Source organism: Candidatus Uabimicrobium helgolandensis (assembly GCF_041508025.1).
GTDB classification, from domain to species: domain Bacteria; phylum Planctomycetota; class Uabimicrobiia; order Uabimicrobiales; family Uabimicrobiaceae; genus Uabimicrobium; species Uabimicrobium helgolandensis.
In genome coordinates this window covers 8,031,599-8,046,853 of sequence record NZ_CP165719.1, presented here as the reverse complement: position 1 = coordinate 8,046,853, position 15,255 = coordinate 8,031,599, and the positions used below count along the sequence as shown (strand labels likewise).

The following is a 15,255-nucleotide window of genomic DNA, read 5'->3' as shown; positions in this document are numbered from 1 at the left end:
TTTGGACGATCCATCTGGGAGTAGTCTGTTTTTTTTAATCACAGGCTCATTAATACTATCTATATTTTGTAAACTAGCAAAATATGTGTACAACAACTTTTCATATGCTAAATTAGATGAGTTACTAAAAACTGATGATGCTAAAAATAAGATCCAAAGATACATAACCAAAGGTTCTGACTTATTGATTGCAACGAGCTTTTTTGGTGTTATGTCGAATGTTGTTTTTGTGGTTAGTATTATATTTATTTTTAGCAAAAATTCCCAAGTTAACAACACTCATATAGTATACTCCGTAGTGCTATCTTTTATTCCTCTTTTGTTTACAGATATTGTCGCATTGTATTTGTCTGATCGCTATTCTGAAAAAATTGTAACATGGGCATTACCTGTTATGTATGTTTTGTATTGGCTTGGAATTATTTTTGTTTGGCCATTATCGAAATTTATTCAATTTTTAGATACTATTTTTACTACTAGAAGTAAAGCTTCCTCTTCGGTATTTGAAAGAGCGATACTTGATGTAGTGTCAAAAGGCGAAGAAGAAGGGATTTTTCAAGGCAGCGAAAAAAATATGATCGAAGCGATCATTGATTTACGCGAGGTTGAAACAAAAGATATTATGACACCGCGCACAGATATGGTATGTGCAAGTATTAATGATTCGGTTGCGAATGTTTTGCTTTTAGCAAATAAAGAAGGTTATTCAAGAGTTCCCATTTTCAAAGAAAACCGCGACCATATTGTTGGTATTCTTTACATTAAAGATCTTCTTGATTATTGGTCTGAAAAAGATAATGATAAGCTTGTTATTGCTAACTTAATGCGCAAAGCATATTTTATTCCGGAAACAAAACCTATTAATAAATTGTTAAAGGAATTTCAAGAACAAAAGTTACATATTGCTATTGTTCTCGATGAATACGGCGGAACAGCTGGGATCATAACTGTAGAAGATATACTCGAAGAAATTGTGGGGGAGATTATCGATGAACATGATCACCAAACATACGAGGAAATTAAATTTCTCGATGATAACAATGTTGAGTTAGATGCCCGAGTTCATGTAGAAGAGATTAACGAACAATTTGAGCTTAATATACCTGTGGACGAAGGTTATGATACAATAGGTGGATTTATATTTTCGCAAATGGGTCGAGTTCCACTAGAAGGTGAAACATACGAATACGACGATAAAGAGTTTCGAATTTTGCAAGCGGGAGAACGACGTATTGATCGAATATTAATGATTAGTCGCAGCTCTGTTAAACAAAGTTCTTAAGCAAGCGACAAAAAGTTTTTTGAGGTACACAGTTTACTTTTGAGTATCATAGTGGTGTCGAGCTTTCAGTTGCATAGCCACTACTATGTGCCTCTCAGGCAGTCCTTGCTCTAACACTCAAATTCTACACTGACTTAAAATGTGCTCAAGAATTTGTTGCACTCACTTAAGGATTTCTAGTTGATAATCAAAGAAGATGCTATCGTATTAAAAAGTATTAATTATAGCAATTCTAGTCAAATTATGTCTTTATATACTAAGGATCATGGTAAGATAAGTATGCTGGCAAAAGGGTCGCGTAATAAATCGGCAAAACAATTTGCTGGAACTTTTGAACCAACGTTGCATGTCGAGGTTGTGTATCGCGAAAAAGATGCTAATGTATTAGCTATCGTGAGAGAGTTCGAAATTGTAGACTACTTTTACGGTGTGCGTTCTAGTTTGAAGTATATGTATAATGCTTTTTATTTAGTCGACTTTGTTAATGAGTGTACTGTTTCCCATGACCCTAACCAGGGTTTGTTCCAACTTTTACACACTAGTTTAAAGTATCTTTCTATGGGGGCAAGTGCTGAGAAAATTCGTTTTTTTTTTCAAATTAAATCCTTTATCCTTTTAGGGATAATGCCTATTCTTACAGAATGCTGTTTGTGTTCAAAAGTGCTTATAGGCTCTTATGTTTTTTTTATCCCTAAAGAGTCGGGAATTATTTGCCGAAAATGCAAAGAAAGTAACGAAGATGCTTTTTTACAGATTTCTATGCAGGCATTGAGAACACTAAAAAATCTAGAAGTAGTATCATGGGCAGGACTTAAAAAAGTAAATCTTTCTGTGCGCATTGTTAATGAATTAAACATGTTTTTTCGTTTTTACCTACAAAGTTTTTTATACAAAGATTTACGGACATTTAAACTGATAGGAAGTGACTGATGAGTAAATATCAGATATTAATTTTGGCACTAATTTTCGCACACCTACCAATTTATGCCAAGTGGATATGGACACCGCAAGATGGATGGATTAATACTCAGTATAACAACAAGGGCCAAGCTAAAAAACTTTTAGAGAACGGTAAAAACTTTCTAAAAAGTGGAAACAATGCCGCTGCAAGAGAGTCTTTTGAAGCCGCTTGGAAGTATTTCCCCAAGACAAAAGAAGGTAAAGAGGCAGTAATTTTACTCGCAGAGATGAAATCGAAATCGGGTGATAAGTATAGTGCAAATCAGGATTATGATAATTTTTTGAAAGCGAATCCTTCTTCTTCTCGAATACAAGATATTGCTGAGAAACAGTATGAAATTGGTTCTGCAATTATCCGAGGGGAAAGTTCTAGTTCTCCAGGAAGAGGTGTTGAAGTATTAAGAGGTGTTATTACACGCGTTCCACACGCTGATTTTGCAGATGATGCGCAAATGACTATTGCAAATTATTATTATAAGAAGAAGATGTATGAAGAGGCAAAAGTCGAATATATAGAACTTATAAAAAAATATAAACAAAGTGAGTGGCTGTCGCGCGCTAAGTATCTTAAGGCACTGTGCCATTATAAACAGTACAAAGGAATTGAACTCGATGGAACTTCGTTGCAATCTGCTAAAAAAGAAATTGATGATTATGTTAAGAAATATGAAGACAGTAACGAATTTGAAGCTGCAAAAAAAACGCAAGACGATATCGTAGAAAAACTTGCGGAAAAAGAAATATTTGTTGCTGAGTTTTATATTCGTAGAGGTAAGAATGATTCGGCAAGAATATATCTACATTTTATATTGAGAAAATATCCTCGTACAAGGTCTGCCCAAAAAGCAAAGTTACTTCTGAAAAGAATTGCAAAAAATTAAAATGTATATGAATAAAATGCTAACATTGTTGCTTTTTTCATTGTTGTGTAGTTGTGGTTATCGTATGGGGAATTTAACTCCTGTTGGAGTAGAAAGTATTTGTGTTCCTACATTCACCAATACAACATTATTTCGCGATTTTGAATTTACTTTGACTTCCGCTGTTGTCGATGAAATTTTCGCAAAGACTTCGCTACACGTGACTAATGAATATCAGGCTCAAACAATTCTTGTTGGACGTATTATCGATGTAGATTTTCGTTCCGTAATAAAAAATGCAGATCGCGGAGTTGATGTTTTAGATGTAACAGTCACTACTGAAATTGAGTGGCGCGATTTGCGCACAAACCGCGATGTGATTCCAAAAACTAATGTTAGACATCGTTTTGAAGTAAATTTTCAACGCGGAGAAAACTTAGCAGACGAAACTGATGATGGTTTAAGTGATTTAGCGCGGAAAATTATTTATACAATGGAAAGTCCTGTGATGGGACCAATACGCAAGATAAGCGATTAGGAATATTGATTTAGAAAAGTAAGATTTTTATGTAGAGATGTTATTATGTTATGGAATTCTGGTTGGGAAATAATTATACTCCTGGCGATTTTTGGCTTGGGACTCTATGTTTTAAAAGGAACGCAAGGCAAGAGTATTTTCAAGGGGTATGTGCTCGTATTTGTTATACTTTTTGTTTTGATACCTCTTGCTACAAGTCAGTTAGAGAATGTTCAAAATGTTTTGACTAAAGCTTTGGATATATATCTTTTGGCTGTCGTTGTTATATTTCAGCCAGAAGTGCGACAATTCTTAAATCGTTTAGGTAATCTTATTACTTTGGCTTCGTTTACTACACCAAAAAAAATAGACGATGAAATTTGCGAAGCTTTACTTTTCTTAGCGGAACACAATATTGGTGCATTAGTTGCTATTGAAAAAAACACAGGACTAGGTGACTATCTAAATCAACAGTGCGTACACTTAAATGCAAATGTCAGTAGAGAATTACTGACTACAATTTTCATTCCTCATTCTCCGCTTCACGATGGCGGAGTTGTTATTCGCAAAGATGTAATTTCTGCATGCTGCTGTTTTTTCCCACTGTCGGAAAAAAAATTGCCATTATCGATGGGAATGAGACATCGAGCAGCGTTAGGGGTTTCTGAAGTAACTGATGCTATTATTCTTGTTGTGTCAGAAGAAGAAGGTTGGATTTCTATTTGCGATAAAGGAGAAATTTCCCATCGTGTTTCTGAAAAAGAGCTGCGTCAAAGATTGGTAGAGGTTATTTATAAAACAAATTGTTAATAGGGATTTACTGTGACAACATCAATGGACAAAAAAAATATAATTGCTCAATGGGCGTTTGATACTCGTTCTATACTAGGGCGTTTGCATCTTTGGTTAGAGGATATAGAGGAAACTTGGGAAGAACAAAAAGTAGATGATCTATCTTTTGTTGAGCCTGGCTTAGAGCGTGCTTTAGTGATGACTGCAGCGGTAACAGCTTTAGGTGGAAAGCTTTTTGGACGTTATGCTGATGGTAAAAATACAGATAAAAAAGAACTGAATCAAGTAAAAAAAGATGCCGATGCTATTACAGCGTATGTAATGAGTGAGAGCTTATGGTATTTGTCACGCTCTTTACCGGAGAACCATGCTATTATGGTATGTTTAGGTGAAGGACTTATGCCAAAAGTAGGGGAAACTCCAGAAATGGGATCCAATCCTCTTTTGGGTTTTGGAAGAATATATGCGCGCCCGCAGGTAGCTAAATATTTAGAGCGTAAAGTAAAAAACCTTATTAACGATGATGAGTATAATTGGGAAATGTTCTACAGAGATATTAAAAAAGCGAACATTACTATATGGGGAGCAGCGATTGATACACTTGAAAATACATCGCGCTTTGCAAAAGGAAAAGAAACAGGTCCACTCACTATCATTCATATATTTGATCAGCCTCTTTGTATGACAAAGCCTTATGAAGGTTATATGGGGAATCTTATTGTACCTGGAGCTGTACTTCGCGAAGCAGAAAAAAACTCATTGTTGCTCAATTTTTTTACTCCTCGCGAAAAAGTATTACAAATGGTTTTGAAATGTTATCCTGGGCTCAAAAAAGAAAATGTTCATGTTTGGACTTTGCGCGGAGATAGCCGTAGAAAACGCATTGGCACTTTATGGGAATCATGGGAAAAATTAGGTGTGCATTTAGTTGATAATGATTGGAAATTGCCAAGCGGCTTGAATACATTTACTGACTCTGGAACATATAAACCTTGCTTTATGGTTAAGAATTGGACGGAAGATAACGAACAGCATGTATTTCTCTGTGATGGATATGCTGCATCGGCAGAAGCTGTTCAGGCTGCAAGTCTTTCGCCTCTTTTGGATATTCACGCAGCTATAGCTCTTTTTTCTTCTAAGTTTGAATTGAGTTATGAAAAAGAAAGCCAAGTTATGCATCTTGATCCTCTTAGCTCTGAATTTTCTTCTGAGCTAGGAAAATTATTTGGCGAAGAGTTGTCGCCGCAAAAAATAGAAGAGTATAAAAATTATATCTACGAAGCAAAAGATGCTGGTATCCCGATGAATTTGAATTTAAATGTGGCTGATTTTTTTCCTGAGAAAATCTGGCGAGTAATGGGAATATGTGGATATATTCTCCCTGACCCTTACACAGGAGCCGAAGGTGTAAACCAAATTGGCGAAAATGTTTATCAAGTGACTGTGCGTTTAGCAACAAAAAAGGGCTGCAAAGTAACAAAGATATCTTTGCGTTTACAAGAAAATTTAGAAGAAAGCCACTTAGTTTTTAATCCTCTACTTATAAGATTTATGAACGGAGAGAATTACAAAGAGCGGCCTGTTAAAGTTTCTGATTCTGGCAGAATTCGCAATGAATTGCAAACTCTTTGTTCGGAAGCATTAGAATATCTTGACGGCAATTGTATAAAAATTTATCTTAACCGTATACCTGTTGATGTAATCACTCAAGAGAAGCAAAAAATTTTGGAAGAGGTTTTAACTTGGTACCGTAAAAATCATCCGACTTGGTTTAGTTGGCTACAATGTGAATAAGGAATCTTAAGTAAATGGAAGAAAATGATCGCGCGTCTACTATTGAAAAGCTCTGGCTATTAGAAAAAAACATAAACAAAGTTATTGTCGGAAAAGAAGAGGCGGTACGCTTAGCACTTATTACTTTACTTTGCAAAGGCCACTTGCTTTTAGAGGATGTTCCTGGAGTTGGAAAGACAGTTTTAGCTAAGGCAATTGCTAAATCTATTTCTGCAAAATTTAATCGCATACAATTTACACCTGATCTTTTACCAAATGATGTTACCGGGGTCTCTATATTTAACCAAAAAAATATGGAATTTGAATTTCGCGAAGGTCCTATATTTGCAAATATAGTACTTGGTGATGAAATTAATCGCGCAACTCCAAGAACACAATCGAGTCTGTTAGAATGTATGGAAGAAAAGCAAGTCACTATTGATGGTGTGACGCATATCTTACCTCAACTGTTTTTTGTTACCGCGACTCAAAATCCTGTTGAACAGCATGGAACTTTTCCATTGCCTGAAGCACAACTTGACCGCTTTTTTATGTGTATTCAGCTTGGATATCCTAGTGAAAGTCAAGAAATTGCAATTCTCAATGCTCAGGTAGAGCATCACCCTTTAGAAGATATAACCCCTGTTATTTCAATTGAAGAAATTAATGCTTTGCAGCAAGAGGTTTGTCGCGTTCATATTTCTAATAGTATTAAAGCTTATTTAGTTGCTATTGTAAGAGCAACTAGGGAAAGCAAGGATATAAATCTTGGTGCAAGTCCTCGCGCTTCTTTAGCTCTTATGCGCGCATGCCAAGCATATGCTTTATTTAATCAAAAGGACTTTGTTACACCGCAAATGATAAAAGAATTAGCTCCTTCTATTCTTTGCCATCGTATTATTATTAATCCGCGTGCGCATATTAGTGGTACAGACAGTGAAAAAATTATTCTCAATATCTTAAATAGTGTAGTTGTACCTATTGATGATGAAGAATAAAGGTTTCCTACTTTATACATTTCTCGTTACTATCTTTTTAGCCCCTTATTTTTTTGTTTTAATACAAACTATATATACAGGCGAAAAAATATCTCCTCATTTTTTACAACACGATTTACTTTTGTTGATGAAAAATACCTTTTTCTATTGTGGAGGCAGCGCACTGCTCTCTTTAGTTATTGGAATGTTTATGGGGTTTCTGTTATTTCGGGTTGATTTTCCTGGGAAAAATGTAGGTAAATACTTAGTTGTTGCTGCTATCGCAATTCCATCTCATATCCAAATATCTACATGGTTAGGGTTGTGTGGACGTAGTGGAATATTAACTCCTTATTTACTGCAAATAATGCCTGATTTCTCACTTTATAATATTTATGGTTGCATATGGGTAAGTGGTTTAGCTTATGCTCCTTTAGCGACAATTTGTTGTGGTATTATGTTACACAATGTTGATGAAAAAATTGAAATAGAATCAAGACTTTGTTTCTCTCCTTTCTATACATTTCTATTTATCTTATTGCCGATGATCAAAAAAAATATTTTGTTACTTGGTCTGTGTCTTTTCTTTATCCACTTTTCTGACGTAAAAGTAACGGATGTTTTGGGGTTGCAAAATACATTAACGCAAAAAATTTACTTATTATTTAATATTTATTATGAGCCTGAAGCAGCTTTATATTTGTGTATTCCTTGTTTTTTGATTTTGGTATCATTTATTTTATTGTTGCGTTTTTATAAACCAACTATTTCATATAATAGTTCGCATAAATTTTTATATTCATTTGGAAAATACAAAACACAATTTGTTGCTTTTGCTGTTATTAGTTTGTTCTGGCTTTCTATTCCTGTGCTTCTTTATATTACGCAATCGTTTTCGAAGTGGATGATTGTGTTTTACGCGATCAAACGAGAGATTATACATTCATTATATGTTTGTATGTGTTCCGCAGTAACCATTACAATATTATCATTGCCAATAGCTTGGTTGATAGCAAGAAAACAAGCCTCTACTTATATTATTGCTTCATTGTTATGGCTTGCATTTGTGCCCGGCCCTATTGCAGGGATTGCGACGGTAAGAATTGTAAATTTTTTGAGCACTCTTGGAATTATTGGTGATTTTTTTTATATGTGCCAGGATACAGTTCTCGTTCTTATTTGGTCATTAACAGCTAAGTTTCTTCCTTTAGCAGTAATGTTTATGTATTTTACTTTTGCACAAATGACAAATCGCTGGGAAATGATTTCATATATCGATGGTTATAATTATCGGCAAGTTTTTTTTCGCGTAGTTATACCAATTTGTCGTCGGCAAATAATGTTTTGTATAGCTATAATTTTTATTTTCTGTATGGGAGAAACAATTGTCTCTACTTTGGTGATAGCTCCAGGAACAACAACTCTTGCTATTCGAATTTTGACTTTACTTCATAACGGAGCTCGGGCTGATTTAAGCGCAGCGAGTTTATGGTATTTGTTAGTTGTTTTGAGCACTGTTGGAGTTATTTTAGCAAATAGAGGCTGGTCAATTCAGAAATAAATGAGTATTGAATCACAAGCTACGAGTTATGTTAACGAGGAGCTATATGAGCCAAAAGTCACAAGTGTAAATAATTAAGGTTAAAGCTGGGATTTGTTGTTGGTGTCTTAGTTTTGTCTTTTCTTGACTTTTGTGCATAGCGTATATACAATAAGCTCCATATCTATTTTTTTTGCGAAAGGTTTTTATTGTGGCAGCAATTTCAGGATATGCGTTGGTTTCGATCTTAGAGTCGACTCAATGTGTTCCCCCTAAAATCTTAGATGCAATTCAAAAAGAGATGGAGCAAAATCCTACAGATGACTTACTACAGTCGCTGATCGATAAAAATTTACTTCCTCCTGCAATCCAAGAAAATTTAGAAAATTTCTTATTATCGGTGAAAAAAGCTTTTCCTTCTCACAAAAATAACAGGACGCAGCGTCAGATTAACCCTTATCTCCTTCCAGAAGAAGCTAAACGCGATATATTGTTTGCGCGTATAGTGCTTGCGCATGGATTTTGCCCTCTTGAAACCATTAATAAATGTTTCGAAACTCAAAGTGCAGTTCCAAATCGAAAGAAAACTTTAGGGCAGATTATGGTCAGTGGTCGTTTTCTTTCAGGAAATCGCTTTATTAAGATTCAGAAAGAAATTGAATTAAAGATACAAAAAAAAGACCTTGATGCGATTATTTTTGAAGACAAAATGACACGCATTGCTTCTGTTGATGGTAGGCTTAATTTGATAGAAACATCGATCCCAAAGCACTTTGGTTCGTACGATATTATCAGTGAGATTGCTCGTGGCGGAATGGGGGTTGTTTACAAGGCTTGGGATGATAGACTTAAAAGAACTGTAGCGCTAAAAGTTCTACGGCAGTGGGAGTGTCCATCGGTAGAAGAAACGCAACGTTTTCTTCGTGAAGCGCGTTTAGCGGCCAGTTTACAGCATCCAAACATTGTAAATATATACGATGCAGATGCGATTAACGGTGTCAATTATTTTACAATGGATTATGTTGAAGGAGAACCGTTATCTTTGTATCTAAAAGAAAAGCAACTAACATATAGTGAAAATTTGCGTATTATTCATGATATTGCTCTTGCATTAGAATATGCTCATTCTAAAAACGTTATCCATCGCGATGTTAAACCTGGCAACATTATGATTGATAAAAATGGAACACCACAATTGACGGATTTTGGGTTGGCAAAGGCTCTTAACGCTGATAGTGTATTTATCACCCAGAGTGGAAAAACAATGGGAACTCCTGCTTACATGTCCCCTGAACAAGCATGCGGAAAAGATACTATTGATGCGCGAAGTGATATTTATTCTCTTGGGGCAATTTTGTATGAGATGATCACTGGACAACCTCCATTTTCAGGAGAATCATTCGGCTTGGTAATAGCAGATGTTATTTCAAAGGAGCCTAAAAAACCATCGCGAATTAATCCTTATCTACCTCCGGATATTGAAATAATTAGTTTAAAGGCGATGTCTAAAGAGCTTGAGCATCGTTACAGTAGTGCTAAAGAAATGGCTGACGATATTAATCGTTATCTTTTTGGAGAGAGTATTAAAGCCAAATTGAATTCAAATCTTTTTAAAATATGGAAGAGCTCGAAAGTATCTCTAACAGTTTTTTTCTCTATTTTATTGGGAACGGTCGTTATTTTTGGCCTTGTTATGTGGAATATGGAGAGATCGTGGCAGCATGATGCAGATGTAAGTCTATTAGGCAAGACAAAAGATTTACTTGAGCAGAAAAAATTTGTTTTAGCAAAAGAAACGGCGCAAAGAATTCAGCAACGGAAAGTACAATTACAAAGCCGTACGGTGTTGTATAAATCAGCCGATTCTTTTATAGAACAAGCATTGCGTCATCTTGGATTGTACCAAAAGAATTTGGATGTTTCTCCTATTAAAGAAAACTACACAAATATTGTATTGGCGTTTAATAGCGTCAAAAGCGCAGAAATTCTGATTGGATGTTCTCCAAAGGTAAAAAGAGTGCTAGAGTGCATTTATAATTTGAATTTAGAGATTGCGAAAAAATACGAAAATGCACAACATGAGTTGTGGTTTGTGGGTTGTTTAGAGCATTTACAAAATATGAAAAAATAAGGCCAATTGAATGAAATTTTTTGGTAAGAAAAAAAAATCTCAAAAGAGTATACAAATCATAGAAGACTTAGTTTGTTATTGTTTTCGAGTGCATAAAGATGAAATTGTTACTATCATAAAAGAGCACAAGTGTCGTACAGTGGATGCTGTAAAAATGCATTGCTCTGCTTGCGAGGGGTGCGGAGGATGTCGCCCAGAGATCGAAGACTTAATTCACGAGTGTTTTAGCAAAAGGGAATAAAATGGCAATATTAAATTGGCAAACAATTGCTCGTCAAAAGTTAGATAAAATTTATCAAACAGATCTATACCCACTTGCAACAGAGGACATTCTTGTTGCTGTCCTGCCAGAACCAGAAAAGCTTGGTGAAAAAGTAGATGAAGAGCAACTGCAATTAATGGAAGATATCCGTTCTCTTCTCCTAACAAAATCAGAAGATCACACGGAAGAAATTTCTCTTTCTGAAAATACGGATGTCATTATTTTTGAAAGAACAAAAATAATTGATAGGTTTTCTACAAATAGAACACTTTTTAGTGTATGGTTGAATTCTCAAGCGCCTTTGCCATCTAAAAACAAAATTGCTTTTGTGTGTACAAAAGTATTTAACTGGGAATATATAATTGAAGATTTGACAAGTAATGATAATTATGATTTATCTGCTATTTTTAAAATAAAAGTATCTTTGAATAAGGACTATGATATTCACTTAGTCGAAAATTGGTTGCGCCGTCAAGATATTATACATTTGTGCGAAATAAATGAAATTTTTGATATGTACCTAACAAATATAAATTTTGATTGTATCATTGGTTCTCATGATGGTGAAGAAGTGCTCGAGAATCTTATTGTACAAAGAAAACTTCAAAAAAAATTGAATCATTCGCTATATTTTTTTCATAAATATGGTATTAATCTTGAGATAAGTCAAATAAAATGGGAAACAAAACAACTTGAAAATAGACCAGAAAGTTTGACGGCAAAAATAGAAAAAAATCGCAAAGAATCTCCTTTGGACGATATGAGATACGATCGATTGCAAATAGGTGATATTATGAATGAAAACCAGTTCGATGAACAGTTGGAGATACTTGCGAAGCAGCGTTCAAATAAAGATGAAATGATCTCGCAAATTACGTCAACGCGAAGAATCAATAAGCGGTCTAAAGGGTTTGAGAAAAAATAATAGGTAGTCCCTGAATTTAGAAAGAGGTAGGGTGATGTTCTTCAGTATTCTGATGATATTTTTAGCAGCAGGTCTTTTGAGCGTAGTGCAAGGTGTACTTAACTGGATACTTGTTATTTGCGGAATAGGTTTTCTTATTTTTATTCATGAGCTTGGTCACTTTGTTGTTGCGAAATATGAAGGAGTTAGAGTTGAGGCTTTTGCTTTAGGTTTTGGTAATGCCATTATTTCCAAAAAATGGGGAGAAACAGATTATCGCATTAATTTAATTCCTTTAGGCGGTTATGTCAAAATGGCTGGTGATTTGCCAGAAGAAAATACTGGGAGATCTGATGAATTTTTTTCGAAAACACCCGGACAACGTGCGCGAATTCTTATTGCTGGCGTGCTTATGAATGCCCTTTTTGGTTTTATTGGGATGGCAATTGCTTTTCAAGTAGGTTCTAAATTTCTTGTTCCTAAAGTTGGTCTTGTACAAAGCGGAAGTCCTGCGTGGGAAGCTGGCTTAGAAAAAGGGGATATTGTTTTAGAGGTTGATGGAAGTAAAATTTATAGTTTTAGCGATTTGTTTGTTGAGATAGCTTTTAGTAGTCCGAAGGGCGCTGTTTTAAAAATAAAGCGCGATGGCGAAGTAAAAAATATCACCGTTTTTCCTAAATATGATGAAGTACGCGGAGTTTCTACTATTGGAATTTATCCGCCAATGCAAACGGCCATGAAAGTAAAAGAAGATACTCTAACCTATAAAGCTGGGTTCCGTACAGGAGATGTGATTGTTGGTGTTGCCAATGGGAGTTTACCTGCAACAGAAAGAAAACAGATCAAGGTCGCCGATGGCTATGAAGTTGAGCGCGCTATTTCACAAATGGAGAATAGTGATTTAGCAATTACTGTAAAGCGCGATGATCAAGAAAGAATTATTTCAATTACTCCTCAGCAATATACCGTACATCGAATAGGTATTCGCTCTCGTCTTTTGAAAATAGGGAATTTGAAATTAGATCACAATTCACCTTTTCAAGTAGGCGATACTTTTGTGAAAGTAGATGGCAAGAGAATATTAAACAATGAGATTTTAGAAAATGAACTAGCTTTATCGCAAAAAGAACGAAATTTTACAGTTCTTCGCGATGATGCGGAGGTTGTTATTCCTTTTACTGTTAAAGATGCAAAGACGTTTATTAACAAAATGTATTTTGTGTCTGACTTATACATTGGTCAAGTCATGGCGTCGTATCCTGCACGTAAAGTTTTGAAAATGGGTGATAAGATTATCAAAATGAATGGATCTGTACTTGGAGGTTGGTCTGATATCTATAATGCAGTACAACAATCAAAAGGAAAACCCCTTACAGTTACTTATGTACGTGAAGGAGCACCATATACAGCAACTCTAGAGGCAAAAAAGGTTGATATTCCAGTTCTGCAATTGACCCATGAGCTTACTCTTATTAAATCCTCTAGTTTTTTAGATTCATGCCGGCTAGGATGGATTCACACAAAAAATATGGCAAAGCATATATTTTTGATGTTAAAAGGTTTATTTAGCCGCAAGGTTTCTTCAAAGACTCTTGGTGGACCAGTAACGATTTTTGCTGCTTCCCATACATATTTAGAATTAGGAATGGGAAGATTTATTTACTTTTTAGCACTTGTTAGTATTAACTTAGCGATTATTAATTTGCTACCTATTCCTGTACTAGATGGTGGACATCTTATTTTGACAGCTGCCGAAAAAATTAACGGTAAACCCCTTTCACAGCGAACGTTAATTTGGATAAATCATGCAGGGTTTTTATTCTTACTGTTTCTCATTATCTATGTCACTGCTAACGATATCCAGCGGGTTTTTGGAGGCTGATAAATGGAAGATGAATTCAGCAAATTCTTAGAGCAAGAAGTTGTGATTGATACCAAGTCGTCCTATCTATTTATAGGGCGATTGCAAAAGGTGGGAGATTTTTTTTTAGTAATGGAAGATGTTGATGTTCATGACCAAAGTGACTTTAACAAAACAAAAGAAATCTATGTAATGGAAGCCGCGAAATACGGGATAAAAATCAATCGCAAACAGGTAAATATAGTAAAGTCGGAAATGATTTCTATTAGCCTACTCGGTGATATTGTTAAGTATTAGGTTTGTATAAGAAAAAGTAAGTGACTTGAGAAAATATTTATCGAGTCACTACTTTAATATTGACTAAGATTCGAAATCTTAATTTCTAGACTAGTTATCATCTTTTAGATTTTCATCTAAAAGATCATCGTCTTTTAGATCTTCTTTTAGATCCTCATCGAAATTATCCCAAGCCTCATCTTCTTTGTCTTTTTGCAATTTTTGAATTTTTTCTGTAAGGTGCTCTATTATTTTTGTGTATTCGTCAATACGATTTTTATTTTCAAGTATTATTTTTTTTTGTTCAACAATAGTCTTTTTATAAGAATCTATATCTTTGGCAACTGACTTCTGATACACTTCTAATTTCTTATTAGCAACCTCATTTACTTTTTCGGCAAAAATCTTTTCTTTTTTTGTTTGATAAGGTGAAAAAAAATAGATGAATTTTCCAATGCGATCAAAAGAAATCTCACGGAGGCCGTTACCAAAATCCTCTTCTCTCATTGTAATATCTAGCTTACCTATAGTATCATGATCACCCAAATCTAAATCGACAATCTCTATTTTTATTTGAAAATTAACAGATACTTCAATTTGAGTATCCATTTCGCTATCAATTTTAAGAGTATTGTTGAAGCCCTTACTTGTAAACGTTTTTTTCCAAATGCCATCTTGTAGAGTAAAAATATTGCATACTACATCAGGGCTCCCTTTGAAGCTATCCCAATGTTTTCCATTTTGCTTTAGTTTATGAATTTGAATTTCTTTTATATAGAGATATTGCTTTTGACAAAATCCGAAAGGAGTTAATATCAAAAGCCAGATTATTAAACGGAAAAATGGCATAGCGATCTCTTTCATAAATCTCAATAAACATAGACTTTTATTTTGCGAGTTCTTCGCTTAACTAAGCTCAGGTGTGCTTTTATCTCTGCATAAGCAGAACCAATGTCATTAAGTTAAGGATTTAAGCCAGAAAAATCAAAAGCTTTATGATGTTTAGCAAAGATTAACTTGTTATGTTGTAAGGCTTGCCGTGGCATGTTATCCTTGCGAAAGCAGGGTCCAGGCATATTTTTTAAAAAAATATGCTGGAATTACTACTTTCGCCATATGC

General features: G+C 34.8%; 14 protein-coding genes. 13 read left to right on the top strand and 1 reads right to left on the bottom strand.

Annotated features, from left to right (window positions below):
• Position 1: 1 nt before the first annotated feature.
• The 13 genes from UABHE_RS29615 to UABHE_RS29555 all read left to right on the top strand — a co-directional run bounded on the left by UABHE_RS29615 (position 2) and on the right by UABHE_RS29555 (position 14,156).
• Complete coding sequence (locus UABHE_RS29615) at positions 2–1,282, top strand: hemolysin family protein (RefSeq protein WP_372366980.1); 1,281 nt, start codon at positions 2–4, stop codon at positions 1,280–1,282.
• A gap of 180 nt (positions 1,283–1,462) precedes the next feature.
• Complete coding sequence (gene recO / locus UABHE_RS29610; protein ID WP_372366979.1) at positions 1,463–2,212, top strand: DNA repair protein RecO; 750 nt, start codon at positions 1,463–1,465, stop codon at positions 2,210–2,212.
• A complete protein-coding gene (gene bamD / locus UABHE_RS29605) occupies positions 2,212–3,123 on the top strand; it encodes an outer membrane protein assembly factor BamD (RefSeq protein WP_372366978.1) in 912 nt (303 codons plus the stop codon). The genes recO and bamD overlap by 1 nt, the downstream gene beginning before the upstream one ends.
• Before the next feature lies 1 nt (position 3,124).
• Entirely contained in the window at positions 3,125–3,640 is a 516-nt protein-coding gene (locus UABHE_RS29600) for a hypothetical protein (protein WP_372366977.1), read from the top strand.
• A 45-nt stretch (positions 3,641–3,685) separates the two neighbouring features.
• A complete protein-coding gene (cdaA, locus tag UABHE_RS29595; RefSeq protein ID WP_372366975.1) occupies positions 3,686–4,429 on the top strand; it encodes a diadenylate cyclase CdaA in 744 nt (247 codons plus the stop codon).
• 12 nt (positions 4,430–4,441) lie between these two features.
• Positions 4,442–6,205: a hypothetical protein gene (locus UABHE_RS29590; protein WP_372366974.1), complete on the top strand. Its 1,764-nt coding sequence runs from the start codon at positions 4,442–4,444 to the stop codon at positions 6,203–6,205.
• A gap of 14 nt (positions 6,206–6,219) precedes the next feature.
• Complete coding sequence (locus tag UABHE_RS29585; protein WP_372366973.1) at positions 6,220–7,182, top strand: AAA family ATPase; 963 nt, start codon at positions 6,220–6,222, stop codon at positions 7,180–7,182.
• 190 nt (positions 7,183–7,372) lie between these two features.
• Positions 7,373–8,722, top strand: coding sequence for an ABC transporter permease (locus tag UABHE_RS29580; protein WP_372366972.1), 1,350 nt, complete (start codon positions 7,373–7,375; stop codon positions 8,720–8,722).
• Between the two features lie 190 nt (positions 8,723–8,912).
• The gene (locus UABHE_RS29575; protein ID WP_372366971.1) at positions 8,913–10,832 is read left to right on the top strand and encodes a serine/threonine-protein kinase; all 1,920 of its coding nucleotides are present in this window, start codon (positions 8,913–8,915) and stop codon (positions 10,830–10,832) included.
• A gap of 10 nt (positions 10,833–10,842) precedes the next feature.
• On the top strand, positions 10,843–11,073 hold the full coding sequence (locus tag UABHE_RS29570) for a (2Fe-2S)-binding protein (protein ID WP_372366970.1): 231 nt from the start codon (positions 10,843–10,845) through the stop codon (positions 11,071–11,073).
• 1 nt (position 11,074) lies between these two features.
• The gene (locus UABHE_RS29565; protein WP_372366969.1) at positions 11,075–12,019 is read left to right on the top strand and encodes a hypothetical protein; all 945 of its coding nucleotides are present in this window, start codon (positions 11,075–11,077) and stop codon (positions 12,017–12,019) included.
• Between the two features lie 34 nt (positions 12,020–12,053).
• Positions 12,054–13,880 carry an RIP metalloprotease RseP gene (rseP, locus tag UABHE_RS29560; RefSeq protein ID WP_372366968.1) on the top strand — a complete coding sequence of 609 codons (1,827 nt, stop codon included), beginning with the start codon at positions 12,054–12,056 and terminating at the stop codon, positions 13,878–13,880.
• A gap of 3 nt (positions 13,881–13,883) precedes the next feature.
• Complete coding sequence (locus UABHE_RS29555) at positions 13,884–14,156, top strand: hypothetical protein (RefSeq protein ID WP_372366967.1); 273 nt, start codon at positions 13,884–13,886, stop codon at positions 14,154–14,156.
• Between the two features lie 90 nt (positions 14,157–14,246).
• Here UABHE_RS29555 and UABHE_RS29550 read toward each other — a convergent pair whose 3' ends face one another.
• Positions 14,247–14,999, bottom strand: a complete 753-nt coding sequence (locus tag UABHE_RS29550; RefSeq protein WP_372366966.1) for a hypothetical protein — start codon at positions 14,997–14,999, stop codon at positions 14,247–14,249.
• Between the last annotated feature and the right edge of the window lie 256 nt (positions 15,000–15,255).